Below are 16692 nucleotides of genomic sequence, written 5' to 3'. Positions count from 1 at the left end.
GCGTTTCCGGGCGGCCGCTGGGAGCGCCGACCCGATTTCAGTTCAGCACATCCTCGGCTTCCCGAACGATTTTCAGGGCCTCGGGAAAGTCATAAACCGCCATGCTGTGTTCGAGCTGAGCCATGGTGGCCGGTGGCAGCGTGGCGCGCAGCAGCATCTTTTTCTGCTGGAAGGTCCGGGCCGCCTCGACGTTTCCGGTGGCCAGCAAAGGCGCCAGCTCCTGCAGCGCCGCGCCGGCCAGGCCCGGATCGGCGGCCATCGGCGCTTCCTCGGCAATGGCAATGCAGTGCACTGCCGTGTCGAAACCGGCCACCGCCGTTTGGGTGGCCGTAACGATCGCGGCGATCTCAGCCTCGGGCTGGCCTGCCTGCAGTGCCGCTTCGAGTTTCGTCGCCAGCATCTGCACGTGCGTCACGCCCAGTGCCCCGGCCGCTCCCTTCAGGCTGTGGGCAATCAGCACGCGCCCGGCATGGCTGCCGTCTGAAGGCAGTGCGCTCAGTTTCGGCATGTCGTCACGGTGCAACTCGCCGAACTGTTGGAGCAACTGCAAATAGCGCTGCAGGTTGCCACGCAGTCGGTTCAGTCCGACTTCCAGATTCAGGCCGTCGATGGCGGCGAGCCTGGCATAAACCGCATCGTCACCGTGGGGCGGCGTCTGGGCCACGGGTTCGGCCGTCGACTGGCTGGCAGTCGGGCGTACCGGCAGCCATTTCAGCAGCGCAGCAAACAGGTTGGGCGGGGCGACCGGCTTGGCCACGAAATCATTCATTCCGGCGTCAAGACAGGCGGCCCGGTCTTCGGCAAAGGCATTGGCGGTCATCGCCAGGATGGGTTTTCCCGCCCAGCCGGACAGGGCGCGCAGCCGCCGGGTTGCTTCGAGGCCGTCCATCTCGGGCATCTGCATGTCCATCAGGACCAGGTCGTAATCGGTGGCCTGGGCCATTTCGACGGCCACCCGGCCATTGCCGGCGATGTCTACCGCCAGGCCGACATCGCCCAGTACTTCGGCGACGACCTCCTGGTTGATCTCGTTATCTTCGGCCAGCAGCAGGCGCTGACCGGCATGTTTGCGTCGCAATATAGATTCGGCGCTTTCCGTCTCCGACCGCGCCGCTGGCGGCATGGCGCCCTGGCCGCGCTTCAGCCGGGCGGTGAACCAGAAGGTGCTGCCCTGGCCAGCCTCGCTGTCGACCCCGACTGCACCGCCCATCATGTGTGCCAGCCGGGAAGCGATGGCCAGCCCGAGACCGGTGCCGCCATACTTGCGGGTGGTCGATACATCCGCCTGCTCGAAGGCCTGGAAAAGTCGGCTACGGTTCTCGGCAGACATGCCGATGCCGCTGTCCTCGACTTCGAAACGGAGGAGCAGTTCGTCACCCTCGGCGGAGAGCAGCGATGTGCGCAGGGCGATGAAGCCACGTTCGGTAAATTTGACGGCATTGCTGGCGAAGTTGAGCAAGGCCTGACGCAGCCGGGTCGGGTCGCCATTGAGCCATTCCGGCACGTTGTTGCCGGCGATCTCGACGCGCAGCCCCTTGGCCCGGGCCGATTCGCCGATCAGCAGACCGACATGGTCGAGTACCGCCGATAGCGGGAAATTGGTGTTCTCCAGTTGGAGTCGTCCGGCCTCGATTTTGGAAAAGTCGAGGATGTCGTTGACGACCGAGAGCAGGTGATGACCGGCCGAATCGATCTTCTGCAGATGTGCGACCTGCTCCGGCGCCAGTGCCAGCGCGCTGTGCCGCATGACGTAGGTCAGGCCGAGGATGGCGTTCAGCGGAGTACGGATTTCGTGGCTCATGTTGGCGAGGAAGGCACTCTTCGCCTGGTTGGCAATATCGGCTGCCTGACGGGCGGCGGTCAGCTCGACGGTCCGGCTCTCGACCAGGGCTTCCAGATGATGGCGGTGCTGATCCAGTTCCCGGGCCAGCCGCTTTTTCTCGGAGATGTCTTCCTTGACCCCGACATAATGGGTAATTTGCCCGTCGGCCTGGCGGATGGGGGCGATGATGGCAAATTCCACATATTCGCTACCGTCCTTGCGCCGGTTGTGGAACTCGCCTTTCCACGGGCGCCCCTGATGCAGGGTGTTCCAGAGATTGCGATAGGTTTCGCGGGGGGTCTTGCCGGATTGCAGGATCCGCGGATTCCGACCGAGGACTTCTTCCCGGCTGAAACCCGTCTTGCGCACGAAGGCCTCGTTGACGTATTCGATGTTGCCTTGGAGATTGGTGATCACGACGCTCCCCGGACTTTGCTCGACGGCCAGCGAGAGTTTGCGCAATTGTTCCTCGACCTGTTTGCGCGAGGTGATGTCCTGATGGGCGATGACCACGCCGCGTATTTCCTCGCCCAAGGGCGTCACCGTCATGCTGAACCAGCGTTGCTGGGATGGCGAGTGACAGGGGTACTCGAGACTGAAATGGGCCAGATGGCCATCGAGAACCCCACGAATGCCGGCTATCGCAGACTGGGCTTCCTCGGCGACGGCACCCGAACTCTCCTGGCAAACCGTCAGATAATTGCTGCCGACATCGGTGTGCGGTATCGGTGCGCCGGGCTGCGGTCCGTTATCCCGGGCAAAGCGCAGCCAGTTTTCATTGACCGCCACGATGATGCCATTGCGGTCGAGCACGGCGATATTGGCTGCGATTGATTCGAGGACGCCGTGCTTGAATTCCTCGCTGGCGCGTGACTGGGCATTGGCGATTTCCATCTGTTCGCGCGCCGTGATGGCATCCTCCATCAGATTGAGGGCGGCGAGCCGGGCCCGCCGCTGGGCCTCGAGGGCTGCGACCTGGGTTTGCCGCAGATTGTCCTCGGCCTGCTGGCGTTCCGTGATGTCGTGGAAGGTGGCAAACACGCCATCATCAAGCACGATGCCGGAGACCACCATGATGCGTAGCGAACCGTCGTGGCAGGTAATCCGGTACTCGGTCGGCTCGATGTCGCCACCGGTCTTCGCAGCCAGCTGGGTAGCGGTATTCCACGAGGCGAGCACCTGGGCGCGATAGGTCGGATCGGGGTAGGCCAGGGGCCACCATTTGGCGATGTTGGGAATGTCGGTTGGCGAATAGCCGAAAGTTTCCTCGAAACGGGCATTGATCGCCACCACCCGGCCATCCGTGGCAACGAAAGCCATTGCCAGCGGGGCCTTCTCGAAAAGGCGGCGAAAACGTTCTTCGCTGGCTGCCAGACTGGTTTCGGCGAGTTTGTGTTTATCGGTGGCCGTGTTCAGCAGGTGACGGACTTCGACGACTTCGGCAATGCGGGTGGGCCGGTCCGCAGCGGAAGGCAGGTTCACCAGGGCCGCCATCTCCTGGGCAAGCCGGCGGCTACCGAGGATTCCCCCGGTAATGCTGAGCAGGGTTGCGCCAATAACGGTGACCAGCAGGGCAAGCGCCGATCGGGTGATTGGCGCCTTGTAAACGGCGTCCGGAATTTCAATGACGACCGACCATGGGGCAACGCTGGTGCTGGCGGCAAAGCGCTTGGCCGTAGCGCTGTTGATCGTCTGATCGCCGCGATGGGCGATACCGGTTCCGCTGCTGTCGCGGAGATTGAGTACCCAGCCCGGCGGCAGTGCCAGATCATCGAGAAGTGTCTGAAACTGGCGGGTCTCGAAGATAGTGAGGAGCAGATAGGCCGGCTTGCCCTGGCGAATGGCGGGCACGGCAATGGCTACCAGTGCTTCCTTGGCGAGCGGTCCGAAGAAGGTGTCCCCGACTGCGGCCCGGCCGGTCTCCAGCGCGATGGGGGCAGCAGCCCGTCCGCTCGGCCGCGGCAGTTTGGGCAGGGGGCGGTACCGAAGGGCTGGCGGGTGTTGAGCAGCATCTGCATGTCGAGTGCGGCGAGTACGACGTGGCTGCCGAAATTGTTCCGGAAGCCTTGCGCTTCTCGGTAGAAGGCCTGATGGGTTGCCGTCTCGTCAAGCAATGGTGAATGGGCCAGTACGTTAAGGGCAGCAATGCGCGCCGTCAGGTGCTGATCCACTGTTGCGGCAAGGCTTTTTGCCTGAGTGGCTGCTTCAAGATCGAGTTCTTCCCGTCTTGATGTCACATGCTCGAAGGCCTGCCAGCCGGAAAGCAGGAGCAGTGGCAATATGCTCAGCCAGATCAGGCGGGTGAGAAAGGTTGCCAGCCGGATACTTTGCGGTTTGGCGATGGGACTGCCGGCATCGCCTGCCGACTGGGGTTTCATCCCTTGTCCGCCACGTAAGGATCGGCTGTGGAGTCGAGGTAGCTCAGCCGGTGAGGGGGCTCCTGGCCGAGCTGGCGCGACAACTCGTTGATCTTCTTCTTGAGTTCTATCATCTCGATCTCTCGACCGACCATGGCCTGGTTGAAGCGTTCCAGCTCGCTATTGCGCTGACTGAGACCTTCCGCCTGCTGGCGCAGGAAAAGTTCGGTGTATTTCTTGTCGGTGATGTCATGGTCGAGGCCCCGGTAGCCGAGGAGTATGCCATGGGAATCAAGAATCGGGATGCCGCTGGTCAGGACGTGGCACAGGCTACCGTCCTTGCAAAGACTGATGTTTTCGAGATTGCGGATGGGCAGTTGCCGGGCAATGGTACTTTCGAGGAGGGCCCTGACCCGCTCGGCTTCTTCGGGAGGCATGAGGTCGAACGGTGTTTTGCCGAGGATTTCCTCGGCGGCGTAGCCCAGCAGGTTCGTGACGCTGTCGGAAACATAGGTGTAGCGCCATGCGCGGTCGACTTCCCAGATCCAGTCGGCTGATGCGGTGACAATATCCTGAAAGCGCTTTTCGCTTTCGCGCAGGGCATCCTCGGCGGCTTGGCGGGCCGTGATGTCGCGAGATATACCGAACATGCCGATGATGTTGTCGTTGGCGTCGCGCAAAGGGCCTTTGGTGGCGAGGAATACGGCCTCGCCCGTGGCGGTCCGGACCTTTTCCTGGAAGGTCACCGGCCGCTTGTCCTGCATGACCTGCCGGTCGTTGGCCATCAGCAGCGCGGCCTGCTCGGCTGGAAAAAGGAGGGTGTCGTCCTCCCCGAGAACGTCGCCGGCCTGTTTGCCGGTAATTTGCTCGGCGGCCCGGTTGAAAAGCAGGTAACGGCCGGCCTGGTCCTTGGCAAAAATGGCGTCGTCGGAGGCATCGGCAATGGCCCCCAGCAGGTTCAAGGCGCGGATGCGCTCCTCCTGGGATTTGCGGATGCCATCGGCCATCAGCAATTGCTGGCGCTGGCGCAGGACGACGCTGCCGACCCCGGCGGCGAACAGGCAGAGAAGACCGGCGAGCACCACCCAGGCCGCATCCTTGAGCCCCTCGCGGTAAAGCTCGGCGCGGTCCATCTTGGCGATCATGAACCAGTCCGTACCGGCAATGGCGCGAATGATGCCGATGACCGGAACATCGCGATAGTCGCGCCCGGTGATGGCTTCGCCGACTGCTGCGTCGCCGCGCAACACTTTGGTTGCCAGCAATTCCGTACCGACGATCGGGAAACGCAGTTTTTCTGCACTGTCCCTGTGATGGCGCAGTTCGTTGAGGAAGACGATCTGCTCGCCGTCTCGCCGGAATAGGACGGATTCGGCTGAACGACTGGGGACCGGCCAGGTTTCCAGCGACAGGAACAGCCAGTCGGCCAGGTTGGCGCGAAGAATGATCAGGGGCGGCGATTCGGCGATGCCGGTCAGGGGAACCACCAGATCGAGGTGAACCTTGCCGGCGGCGTCGATTTCGGGATTCATCCGGTGAATCTGGCCATCCCGAGCTGCCCGTTGTGCCGTCTGGCGCAGATCGGCGCTCGGTTCGGCCGCTATGTCAGTCGACGCCCAGAGCCGTTGCCCGTTGTGATCGAGCATGATGACCGCGGCGAAACCGCGACTCTTGCGGAACTGCTCGAGGCGGTCGTGCAGCTGCTTGGCGATGGAGGCGTCACCCGTCGTGCGCCAGCGTTGGTACTGTCCGGCGAAGAAGGCGCTGGTCTGGACGAACTCGGCATCACCCTGGCGTTCCTTCAGCCAGTTCGTAACCTGTTGGGCTTTGAGGTCGGCAATCGCCTGCAGTCGCGCGACTTCCTTTTCCTGTTGCTGCGTCACGGTGGTGGTGACGCCGACTGCGGTGAGCGCCACGATGACTATCGCCAGCACGACCAGCGGCGTCCGCGACAGGCGGATCGGTGGCAGCGTCGCGGACGGCGCGCGACGGCGCATTAGCGCATAGAGCAGGAAGGCGGTTACCGCGACGAACACCCAGCCTTTGAGGGTGCTGGCCATCAGAATCGATGTCGGGTCGGTGAATAGCCAAGCTACTGCCTTGTCCGACAACAGTATCCATAGCGCGGCAAAGGCGGCGTAGATAAAGGCGATGGTCAGGGCGGGGAGCATGGTGAGAGGCGTTCGCCTGGGTTAGCGTTGGTTTTCCGGACGCCCGAAAACACTACATCAAGATTGTCCGGGTGGCTAATTCACGGTCATGACTGCCTTGACCAGTTCGGCCAGCGTGCGCACACCCATCTTTTCCATGACGCGGGCGCGATGGGCTTCGACCGTTTTCATGCTGATCTCGAGTTCGTCGGCGATCTGTTTGTTCAGCTTGCCGGCGACGACCAGTTTCATCACCTCGCGCTCACGTTGGGTGAGTTGTTCCAGACGGTGGGATATGGCGTCGTCGCGCTGGCGGCGGGCGGCAATCTCGGTGTCCAGTTCGAGGGCGCGCTCGATGCGGGAGAGCAGGTCGGCGTTGTGGAAGGGTTTTTCGATGAAATCGCAGGCGCCGCGCTGCAGGGCGGCGACGGCCATGGGTACGTCGCCGTGGCCGGTGATGAAGATGATCGGCAATCGCGAGCCGAGGGCGTCGAGTTTTTCGTGCAGTTCGAGGCCGCTCATTTCGGGCATCCGGACATCGAGGACCAGGCAGCCCCGCATCTCGTCGCTGCGGGCGCCCAGAAACTCGGCGGCGGAAGCGAAACAGGCGACCTGGTAGCCCTCGCCCTCGAGCAGCCAGGTCATCGAGTCGCGCATGGCCTCGTCGTCGTCGACGACAAAAATGGTTTGCCTCAGCTCACTCATCTTCTTCCTCTATCGGAACGGTGAAACGGAACACGGTGCCGCCTTCACGGCGCGGTTCGACCCACAGCCGGCCCTGATGAAACTCGATGATCGACCGGCAGATGGCCAGACCGATACCCATGCCCTCCGGTTTGGTCGTGTAGAAGGGGGCGAAAATCTTCTCGATATCTTCCTCGGCCAGTCCATGGCCCTGATCGGTGACCGTGATTTCGAGCATGCGCTCATCGACCCGTTCGGCGTGGATACTGAGCCGGCGGCGTTCGAAGGGTACATCGTTCATGGCTTCGATGCCATTCTTGATCAGGTTGAGCAGTACCTGTTCGATCATGATGCGGTCGACGACGATTCTCGGCAGCTTTTCCGGGAGGTCGACGATGATCTGGGTGCCGGTGCGCTGGGCTTCGATGTCGGCAAAGGCGCGTGCTTCGTCGACCAGTTCTTGCAGGGAAATGGCGATCCGGATCGGGTCGCTCTTTTTCACCATGTCGCGCATCCGGCGAATGATCTTGCCCGCCCGCTCGGCCTGGTCTGAGGCCTTCTGCATGGCGGCGAGCAGATCGTCGAAGCGGTAGTTGCCGGCCTGCATGCGTTTGACGCAGCCGGCACAGTAGTTGGCGATCGCCGACAGCGGCTGGTTGAGTTCGTGGGCCAGCGAACTGGCCATTTCGCCCATGGTGATCAGGCGCGAGGTCTGTTCGAGACGTTTCTGCTGTTGCAGATTGACTTCGTCGATGTGTTTGCGGTCGGTGATGTCGGCCCCGATCTGGACGCGCACGATGCGCCCGTCGACCCAGCGGATAGCGCGCTCGTGCAGGTGGTACCAGTGACCGGAGAGGGTGTGCTGGAGTTCGCCGTCGTAGAGTTCGCAGGGGAGCTCCTCCTGAGTCAGCGTGCTCGGGTCACGCGCCAGCATCTCCGCTGTCGGCCGGCAGTGGGCGGTAACCTGGGCCGAATTGTGGCCGACGGCGTCGAAGCCGAAGATGTTCTGGAAGGCACGATTGGCGAACAGGATTTCGCCGGTTTTCACTTCCGCGACATGCACCGCCGAGTCGAGGCCGTCAATGACGGTGACAAAGCGCTCGTGAGCGCGCTCCAGTTCGACGCGTACCCGTTTCGGCTCGGTGATGTCGTTCATCGAGGCCATCCAGCCGATCTGGGCGCCGTCGGTGCCGATCAGCGGCGAGAAATAAAGGCGGACGTCAAAACGTTCGCCACTCTTGCGCATGATGCGCATCTCGAACCCGCCAGCCGGCGCCTGCCCGGCCAAGGCCTGATCGATGTTGTCCTGGAGTTTGTCGAACTCCTCGGGTGGCCAGTAAGGGTAGGGGGGGGCAATGCCGACCAGTTCGCCTTCGTCGAAGCCGGTCATCCGGCAGAACGCCGCGTTGACGAAGGTAATGCGGCCCTCGAGATCGATGGCACGCAGGCCGGTGATCATCGATTGCGACATGGCCTGGCGGAAGGCGTAGGCGGCGCGCAACTGCTCCTCGGTATCGGCGCGGTGCTGGGCGTGCCGGCGCAACTGGACCAGGGTGATGCTGGCGATCAGGGTGAGCAGGATGATCAGCGTCGCCGGCAGGAAGGGCAGCCAGGCACCGCCGCCGCGATAGGCGACGATATTCAGGCCGAGGCGGTTGTTCGGCAGGTCGAGGCTGATCGCGCCCGAAATCTGCCGGTCGGTCGGCTTGATCGAGGTGTTGCTGAATACTTCGCGATTGTCGGCATCGACAATCGTCAAGGCGTAGCGAGCGGAGAAGGCGGTTGGCAGCGTGGCGCGCAGCAGTGGCTCGAGCGACTGGATGGCAATAAAGGCACCGATATCAGCACTACCCTGCTGCACCGGCAGGATCAGGTCGTTCGCCGAACCCAGGCGACTGCCCTTGTAATCCTTCGAGAACAGGGTGCGCCGGGTACGCAAGGCATCCTGCAGCGCTTCCATCCGCTGGCCGGCGAGTTGATCGCCGACGAAAGTGGCGGTGGCTTCGTTGGGGGCGACCCATTCGACCTTGCCGTCGATACTGACCCAGATGATGGCATCGAGTTCAGGATGATCCTCGATGTAGCGGCTGGACTTGACCTGAAAGGCCTCGTAGGTGAGCTGGCGGAACTCCTGCTCGCGGCCGAGTCCCGCTAGGAAATCCTGATGGGCGTGCAGGCGATTCTCGATGGTCCGCTCCGCCCAGTGCATGTCCCCTTCCAGCGCCGAACGCGCCGTATCCTGCTCGCGCCACTGGAGCAGGGCGGTGACGATCAGCATTGCCATGGCAAAAACCCCGATGGCAGCATAAGGGGCGAGCCACAGCCAAGTCTGTTTCGGCTGCGAGGGAGGCGGACGGATGAACATGGCCCGATTCTTCGCCCTCAGCCGCCAGCCGGCCATTGGTACTTACCCTAAGCTGGTTTGTGGGGATGCGGTGGTGGTTCAACTCACCTGCAGATTTAGAACGCGTCGGGCCGCAGATTTCGCCGTTCTGGTAGTTCAGCTACCTTGCCGCAACCTCATCTCGGCCTCTCGTTGTTCGGGTGAGGTCAGGACTTCGTTCATCAGGAAGCGGATCAGGTCGACGGGGCGTTCCGTGGGGGTCGGGCGAAGCGGTTGCCGGCCCAGGCGGCGGGGCTGAGCAGGGTGCCGGCCAGCAAGGCGCGGCGCTTGGGCTGGATGCTCATCCGGCGGCTCCCGGGCGCAGGCGGATGGAGTCGATGATCTCGTCCCACAGGGCGAGTGCCTCGTCGTCATCCTTGAAGGAAGTCGGGCCGGCGGCCTCGGGGTCCTGGATGCCGTCGGTCAGGTCCGCGATCAGGTAAGGCTCGGCCAGAGAACTGGCCTTGCCGGGAGCCTCCCATTTGAAACCGTAGCTGCGCCGGCCGTTCTGGGTAGCGGCCATGAGGATTTCGTCGCCTTCGATCGGCCCGACCGGATGGGCACGGCTGCGCAGGGTCGATTTGCCGGTCAGCACGCCGGCGAGAAACCCTGTGGCCCCGCCGGCCCGCTCCCGCAAGCCGGGCTTCACTGTGCGCCGGGCAAAGCCGTACATGATGAAATTGACGTCCGGCTTGCCGGCAAAGCGGGCACTCAAGGACCAGTCTTCAAGGTTGAAGCGCTTGTCTACGAGCATCACGTCGCCAGCGACAAATCCGGTGCCTTCCGGGATTTCACCCGGTTTGAGTTCGCGCCACTCTTGGCTGAGCCTTCCATGATGATCCAGGATTTTTTGTTTGATATCTGGATCAACATCACCAGAATACTTGATTGCTTTAGTGCCAATCTGAAAATACGTGTCAAAAATATACAGTTCTTCAGATGCTGGATCAGACCACGATACCAAAGTCACCGAGCCGTTGGGATGCTTGATTAGCTCGATGAACATAGCCTCCTTGCGCTTCCTGTGCAGCGTATTTTTGAGTTCTGCCTCCCGCATATCCACGATGTACTCGAAGTGCTGGTGGTTCCTTATCAGCAGTGGCTCAATCTTCACTTTGTTTAATGTGTAGGTCTCGCTCAGCTTCGCGCTGGCCGGGAGATTGACCAAGTGGCGGCCGATGGCGCGCGTGATCCAGTCGGGTTTCATGCAGACTCCTTCTTGTGCCAGGTGGCGTTCTGGGCGATTTTTATAATGGCGTAGAGGGTGGCGTACAGCGCCCTTGGGTCGTGGTAGTTCCCCTGGTGGTCGTAGCCGAACTCGGCGTTGTGCCGGCCTGAGTGGCTTTGCCCGTGACCGAAGATCAGTTCGACACCCGGTTTGTTGCCCGGCGCGACACCCGATTGCCAGGGCACTGTGCCGTCGCCCGGCGCATCGGGGCCGGCAATGCTGAGCCGGGTGCCGTTGGAAAGCCTGATTTCGCCGTTCTGGTCGTCCTCCGCTAGGGTGACAACGTCTTGTGGGGTCAGCGAGCCGCCGCGCCCTTCCCAGACCACCTGGCCGTAGGAATAGTGATTTTTGTCGGCCATCAGGCCAGTGTTCAGGATGCCGCCTCGCTTGCTTTTCTCGCCCCGCAGGCCTTGATCGCCGTAGTGGACGTAAGTGGGTGCCTTGTATTTGCCCTGGATGGCTTCGTGAAACTCTTGTACGCGATCGATAAGTTTTCTGAGGGCTTTTCGCGGATTGTCTTGCTCTGGCAAGGAGTCAACGTTTTCCGTCGCTAGAACTTGTCCTCCAGCCGGATTCATCAACCCCTCATTCTCCTTGGGCACCATGCCATACCATTCAGGAGACTTGTAGATGTCGGTATAAGGATCGCCGTTAATCGGGAGCGTCAGGCCGACGCCCGTATCCTGATCTTCGGGCACGGCCTTGTCGCGCACGCGTAGCCAGGGTTTGCCGTCGTTGTAGTCGGCGGTGGGCAGGAGTTCCATGCCGCCCTGGGCCTGGGTCAGGATGGCCGTCAGGTCGGCGGCGTTGCGCCCGAGAAATAGCTGTTCGATGCCCTCCGCGCCGGCCCGCATCCGCTTGTAGGTGTCCGGTGCCCCGGTGGCTGGCTGCACCCCGTGCGAAACGCCCAGCACCTTGTCGCACTGGTGAATTTCGGTCAGCGAGCGGCTGACCAGGCCACCCATGGAGTGCGTCACGACGATGACCTGTTCAGCAAGTGGGCGCGCCGGCTTGAAGCGCTGGATGCGGCACGGCTGGTTATTCGTCGTTTCGACTTTGACTTCCTTGCCTTCGTTGTAATAAGGCAGGATGACCTTCTCGATATAGTCCCGGATCGCCTCGCCGGAATCGCGATTGCTTTGCAGCCAGTTGTAGCCGCCGCCCCAGACGTCGAACTGGTAATTGGCAGCGTGCAGGATTTCTTCGCGGGTCAGCGCTTCCCCCTGCGCCGCACCCCATTCGGTCGGCGCTTCCTGGCCATCTTCGGCTGCCCAGGTTTGCAGTTCGGGTTCGCAGGTTGCCGGGTTGAATTTGGACAGTTGGTTCAGGCTGAACTGGAGTTTGGCCATGACTGGATGGTAACTGGTTCGCAGCACCGTTCCCCAGCGCCGCGCCCGCAGCAGCTTTTCGTCGAGGCCGCTGTCACCGACGCTGATTGAACCGCGGGGGTCGACCTCGGCATCGGCGGTTTTGAGTTCCTTGACCCGTTGTTCCGTGCTCTTGAAAAGGTACTCGAACAGCTGGCCGATGGCATTTACTGCGCCACGGGCGTCCATGTCGGGCGGCCGCCAGGCAATGGCATCGCTGCCTTCCTTTTTGAGGTTGGTGCCCATGATGCCGGGGATGAAAAGCACGGGAATGATGTACGGCTTGCCGAGGATGTTCTTGTCCCGCTTGTCACTGGTTGGCGTCAAAGGAACGGTCGCGTGCTGGTCGCCTTCGGGCGTGGTGATGGTGGTGTAATAAAGCGGATCTGTCAGATTGCTCATGTTGGCCTTTTCCGTCGCGTTGTTTAGCCAATGATCCGGACGCTGATCATTTCGAGAAATTCGCTTTTTTGGATCGGCGTCTTGCCGTTCGCATCGGTGGCGATTTTGAGCTTCGTGCCATCCATGCGGATAAGTTCGACCCCGCAGTTGGCCAAGGGCTCGCCCGTGGATTCGTTATAGAGGGTGTAAGGATCGTCGAACTGACTTTGCGGCCAGGTATTCATCTCCCGACTCAAACTGGTCGGTCCGCTGAAACTCTTCTTGCTGGCATGCACGGTAATCGTCCCCGGGCACTGCACGATGATGCCGCCATCGATCGTGATGCTCGCCCCGCCCTGGACCGCGAGGTGAATCTTTTTCGCGGCCGCGAAGTCGATGTGGGCGTTTACCGATACGAGTTTCATCTCCTTCTTGGCCTGGAATTTCATTTCATCGCTCTGCGCCTGGAGGTCGATATCGTCCTTGGCGGCGATCAGCTTGATGCCGGTATTGCCTTCTCCTGCTTGTATGGCCCCGGCTAGCAGGCCGATGGCCTGGCCGGCGTGGATTCGCGCCTTGCCGGCAACTGCGAAGTTGCTGTCCTGGGCGCTTTCGAAGGTCGTCGTTTCGCCGTTGGTGTATTGCAGGTTCTGTCCGGCGACGGTGCCGAAGCCGGCCTTGGCGGCCTGGATGATGGCGGCTTCGGTGAGGTGCGGGACCTTGCCCTGGCTGGTGGCGGTGTTCTTGGCCTGGGCATCGCTGAGCACCGCGTCCTGATCCTTCGCATCGACCATGCCGCTCGATACTTTGTGTAGTGCGTTGAGCGGTGCGGCGCCATCGTCGATGACGCTCTGGTCAGGGCCGGTGCTGCCGATGGCGGCGGCGAGTTTTACCGTCCGATGGGTGCCGGCCGCATCCGACAGGGTGCGGGCCAGGCTTGCCGCCTGTTTGAGCAGGGCCATCGCCGGTGCCATGTCGCCCGCTGCCTCGCCCGGGCCGACACACCAGGTCGACATGACGATGCCCCGCCCGGCGCGCAGTGCGCCCCAGGCGTCGGTGCGCAATTCGGTGCCGGTGCCGCGGAAGGAGCCGCGGTAGTTGTCGGCCTGGTGGACGAGGTGGCCGAGGTTGAGTTCGCTGGCGTGCTGTGACGACTTCAGCTGAACGCGTTGCTGCTGGTCGGTGTCGTCCATGACCAACTGGTTGTAACCGGAACCGCCGAATTCCTTGCTCTTGAGGCCGGTTAGGGCGGCGGCGTGGCGGTGGCTGTCGGCGGCCGCCCCGTGCCAGGCCGGGCTGTTGCCGGCAGCCAGATTACCCTGGCCGCTCGGCCGGTGATCGCTGGCCTGCTCGAAGACCGCAGTGTCGCTCTCGCCGGGATTGCCGCCCGGGGTGGCGGGGACGCCGCCTTCACCCTTGCCGTTATAGAGCGTGCCCAGCACATAAGGGCGGTCGAGGTCGCCATTCAGGAAGTCGACCAGAACCTCCTGGCCGATCCGGGGTAACCAGTGCATGCCCATGCCGGTCCCGGCTTGGCGGGTCATCACGCGCACCCAGCACGAGGATTGGTCATCCACCGTTTCTCCCTGTTGCCAGTGATAGCGGATCTTGATCCGGTTCAACCCATCGCACCAGATTTCGTCGGCGCCGCTGGCGCTGGTTTCACCGTTCGGTCCGACGACGATGGCGCTCATCGGGCCGGGGGCGGTGGGCCGCGGGTTGAGGCGGGCACCGCTGTCGTCGACCAGCCGCACCCGCCAGGGCAGGGTGCTGTGCAGGGCGGTGAAACTGTTGCCATAGCCACGCTCGCCGGCCAGGGCGAGCAATTCGCCTGGCAGTTCGGCCGGGGCGTGGACCGGTGCGATGATGTCGCCGTTGGCCAGCGTGGCATCGTCGCCAGTCCACGGACGTTGGGCGAGGCGCTGGGCAACGCTGGCGATGGCCTCGCCGCTCAGGTTGTTGATGCCGACGTGGGTGACTTCGGTGATCGCGTACCCCAAGGGCACTTCCTTCGGGGCGTACCGATGGTCGGCTTCCGGATTGGCCGGATTGCCGGGCAGCCCGATCAGATCGACCCGGGTGCCGACGGTCAGGCTGCGCACGGTGCCGCGGCCCAGCCAGGTCCGGTAGCGGGCTTCGTGGGCTTCCATGGCGAGGCGGGCGTAACGCTCGGCCTCGGCACTGCTGGCGAAAGCGTAGGGGCCGGCATCGTCGTAGGCTTCGAGAACGGGGGCGTGGGCGCCGCCCAGGGCGAGCGCGGTGGGCACGCTGGTGGCGACGCTCTTCTTGGCTTTGTAGTCCCAGGTCAGCACGGTCGTCATGCCGCTCAGCAACTGGCGCTGTTCGCCGAAGGCGAGCACGGCGTCCTGCTCTTCCTGCGAGTCGGCGCGGTGGAAGCGGATGCCGCGGCCGCCGTTGGCGGATTGCGAGAGGACGTCTTCCGGGAATTCGCGGCTGTCGGCAAAGATGGTTACCCGGTGGCTGCCGGGGGCCTCCTTGTCTTCTTCGACTTTCCAGCCGAGGCCTTCTTCGGCGAGCAGGCGCGAGAGAAACTGGTAGTCCGATTCGGAAAACTGGACGCAGTAGCTGCGCGGCCGGGTATCGCTCATGAAGGCGGCGACTTCATCGCTCCACCGCCAGGCGGCGACTTCGGGATAGCCGGCAAAAACGAGGTCGATGATTTGTTGCACCGTCTTCTCCTGGAAGACGCGGTTGAAGCCACTGCGCGTGGTGAACCAGAGCCAGGGCACGACGATCAGCCGGTAGCGGGCGAAGCCGCCGTCGGAACCGAGGCTGAGCGCGGTGCGGACGTAAGCGCTGCGCTGGTTGGCACTGCCGTCGGAGAGGCGGGTGTGGAGGGTGAGAGCGCGGCCGAGCAGGCGCTCGTCGTCGATGAAGGCATCAGTGGACAGGACGTCGATGCAGTATTCGAAACCGGCCGACAGACTTTCCGTTCCCCACCAGGCTTCGACGGTCAGCGCCGGCCCCGCTTCGTCCCGCCACGTCAGTTCATAGAGACGGGTATCGGCGGTGAATAGAGGGAGCATGGTCGTCCTCGCGTGGGCGGCTGGGTGGTCAAAAATAGTCCGAAAGCATACGCCATCGGCACGCGAACGACAATCAAATTATGCCTATTGAATTGCCCGCGCGCCTTTCCGCTGCTGCGGGAAGGCGCGCGGGCGCTGGCTCAGCCGCCGGCGCTTAGCCAGCTGGCGAGCAGTGGCACGAGCAGGGCGGTCAGCGCGCCATTGAGGCCCATTGCCAGGGCCGCGAAGGCGCCGCTCTGCTCATTGACCTGGAAGGCGCGGGCGGTGCCGATGCCGTGCGAGGCAACGCCGATCGCAAAACCGCGGATGGCCGGGTCGCGCAGCTTCATCGCATCGAAGACGTAGCGGGCGCCGACCGCGCCGATGATGCCGGTAATGATGACCAGAACGGCGGTCAGCGAGGGAATGCCGCCGATCCGTTCGGCAATGCCCATGGCGATCGGCGTGGTCACCGACTTGGGGGCGAGCGAGAGCTGGGTGGACAGGCTGGCGCCGAACAGGCGGCCGACCAGCACTGCCGAGAGCACGGCGGTCAGGCTGCCGGCGAGCAGGCCGACGACGACCGGCAGCAGCATGGCGCGCACCCGGCGAAACTGGGTGTACAGCGGAATGGCCAGGGCCACGGTGGCCGGGCCGAGCAGGAAATGCACGAACTGGGCGCCGGCGAAGTAGGTTTCGTAGCTTGTCCGGGTCAGCGTCAGGAAGCCGACCAATGAAGCGACCGCGATCAATACCGGATTGACCAGCGGATTGGCGCCCGAGCGCCGGTAGAGCCAGAAGGCCGCCTGGTAGGCGAGCAGGGTGATGGTCAGGCCGAGCAGCGGCGAGGCCGCTAGATAGACCCAGAGTTCGCTGATTCGCGGCGTCATGGGGTTTCTCCCGGTGCCGGGCGCTGGCACAGCTTCATGGCCAGCGCGGTGACGACCAGCGTCGCCAGCGTACTGATCAACAGGGAGAGCAGCAGCGGCAGCCATTCGTCGGCGACGCGATGCAGGTGCACCATGATGCCGGTGCCGGCCGGCACGAAGAGCAGCGACAGGTGTTGCAGCAGGGTCTGGCTGGTCGTCCGCAGCTCGTCGCCGGGGCCGCCGCGCAGGACGAGAAAGAGAAAGAGCAGCAGCATGCCGAGCACCGGGCCGGGGACCGGGAGGTCGAGCCAACGGGCGAGGACTTCGCCGGTCAGCTGAAAAACGAGCAGGGCGGAAAGGGCGGAAATCACGGGCGGCCTTTGAATGAATTCAGAATGCCGCCAGTGTATTGCCTCGATTAGGTT

At 63.1% G+C, this 16692-nt stretch carries 10 protein-coding genes; all 10 read right to left on the bottom strand.

What is annotated here, in order from left to right; all coding sequences use genetic code 11:
* Window positions 1-37: 37 nt before the first annotated feature.
* The gene (locus NQE15_RS21130; RefSeq protein WP_265944467.1) at window positions 38-3673 is read right to left on the bottom strand and encodes a PAS domain-containing hybrid sensor histidine kinase/response regulator; all 3636 of its coding nucleotides are present in this window, start codon (window positions 3671-3673) and stop codon (window positions 38-40) included.
* An 8-nt stretch (window positions 3674-3681) separates the two neighbouring features.
* Window positions 3682-4200: a hypothetical protein gene (locus NQE15_RS21125; protein WP_265944465.1), complete on the bottom strand. Its 519-nt coding sequence runs from the start codon at window positions 4198-4200 to the stop codon at window positions 3682-3684.
* Window positions 4197-6350 carry a PAS domain-containing protein gene (locus tag NQE15_RS21120; protein WP_265944462.1) on the bottom strand — a complete coding sequence of 718 codons (2154 nt, stop codon included), beginning with the start codon at window positions 6348-6350 and terminating at the stop codon, window positions 4197-4199. Before NQE15_RS21120 ends, NQE15_RS21125 begins: the two co-directional genes overlap by 4 nt.
* 75 nt (window positions 6351-6425) lie before the next feature.
* Window positions 6426-7034 carry a response regulator transcription factor gene (locus tag NQE15_RS21115; protein ID WP_265944460.1) on the bottom strand — a complete coding sequence of 203 codons (609 nt, stop codon included), beginning with the start codon at window positions 7032-7034 and terminating at the stop codon, window positions 6426-6428.
* Window positions 7027-9297, bottom strand: coding sequence for a PAS domain-containing sensor histidine kinase (locus NQE15_RS21110; protein ID WP_265944458.1), 2271 nt, complete (start codon window positions 9295-9297; stop codon window positions 7027-7029). The genes NQE15_RS21115 and NQE15_RS21110 overlap by 8 nt, the downstream gene beginning before the upstream one ends.
* A 400-nt stretch (window positions 9298-9697) precedes the next feature.
* A complete protein-coding gene (locus NQE15_RS21105) occupies window positions 9698-10603 on the bottom strand; it encodes a T6SS immunity protein Tli4 family protein (RefSeq protein WP_265944456.1) in 906 nt (301 codons plus the stop codon).
* Entirely contained in the window at window positions 10600-12393 is a 1794-nt protein-coding gene (locus NQE15_RS21100; protein WP_265944454.1) for a lipase family alpha/beta hydrolase, read from the bottom strand. The genes NQE15_RS21105 and NQE15_RS21100 overlap by 4 nt, the downstream gene beginning before the upstream one ends.
* A gap of 23 nt (window positions 12394-12416) precedes the next feature.
* Window positions 12417-15419, bottom strand: a complete 3003-nt coding sequence (locus NQE15_RS21095; protein WP_265944452.1) for a type VI secretion system Vgr family protein — start codon at window positions 15417-15419, stop codon at window positions 12417-12419.
* A 140-nt stretch (window positions 15420-15559) separates the two neighbouring features.
* The gene (locus tag NQE15_RS21090; RefSeq protein WP_265944450.1) at window positions 15560-16288 is read right to left on the bottom strand and encodes an LrgB family protein; all 729 of its coding nucleotides are present in this window, start codon (window positions 16286-16288) and stop codon (window positions 15560-15562) included.
* Window positions 16285-16638, bottom strand: coding sequence for a CidA/LrgA family protein (locus tag NQE15_RS21085; protein WP_265944448.1), 354 nt, complete (start codon window positions 16636-16638; stop codon window positions 16285-16287). The genes NQE15_RS21090 and NQE15_RS21085 overlap by 4 nt, the downstream gene beginning before the upstream one ends.
* Between the last annotated feature and the right edge of the window lie 54 nt (window positions 16639-16692).

Origin of the sequence: Dechloromonas sp. A34, from assembly GCF_026261605.1 — a bacterium.
In the GTDB taxonomy this organism is placed as follows: Bacteria; Pseudomonadota; Gammaproteobacteria; order Burkholderiales; family Rhodocyclaceae; genus Azonexus.
This window is presented reverse-complemented; position numbering and strand designations above follow the sequence as displayed.

Excerpts from the sequence above, each read along its gene's own strand:
- NQE15_RS21125 (WP_265944465.1), bottom strand. The coding sequence starts at position 4,200 with ATGAAACCCCAGTCGGCAGGCGATGCCGGCAGTCCCATCGCCAAACCG.
- NQE15_RS21120 (WP_265944462.1), bottom strand. The coding sequence starts at position 6,350 with ATGCTCCCCGCCCTGACCATCGCCTTTATCTACGCCGCCTTTGCCGCG.
- NQE15_RS21115 (WP_265944460.1), bottom strand. The coding sequence starts at position 7,034 with ATGAGTGAGCTGAGGCAAACCATTTTTGTCGTCGACGACGACGAGGCC.
- NQE15_RS21110 (WP_265944458.1), bottom strand. The coding sequence starts at position 9,297 with ATGGCAATGCTGATCGTCACCGCCCTGCTCCAGTGGCGCGAGCAGGAT.
- NQE15_RS21105 (WP_265944456.1), bottom strand. The coding sequence starts at position 10,603 with ATGAAACCCGACTGGATCACGCGCGCCATCGGCCGCCACTTGGTCAAT.
- NQE15_RS21100 (WP_265944454.1), bottom strand. The coding sequence starts at position 12,393 with ATGAGCAATCTGACAGATCCGCTTTATTACACCACCATCACCACGCCC.
- NQE15_RS21095 (WP_265944452.1), bottom strand. The coding sequence starts at position 15,419 with ATGCTCCCTCTATTCACCGCCGATACCCGTCTCTATGAACTGACGTGG.
- NQE15_RS21090 (WP_265944450.1), bottom strand. The coding sequence starts at position 16,288 with ATGACGCCGCGAATCAGCGAACTCTGGGTCTATCTAGCGGCCTCGCCG.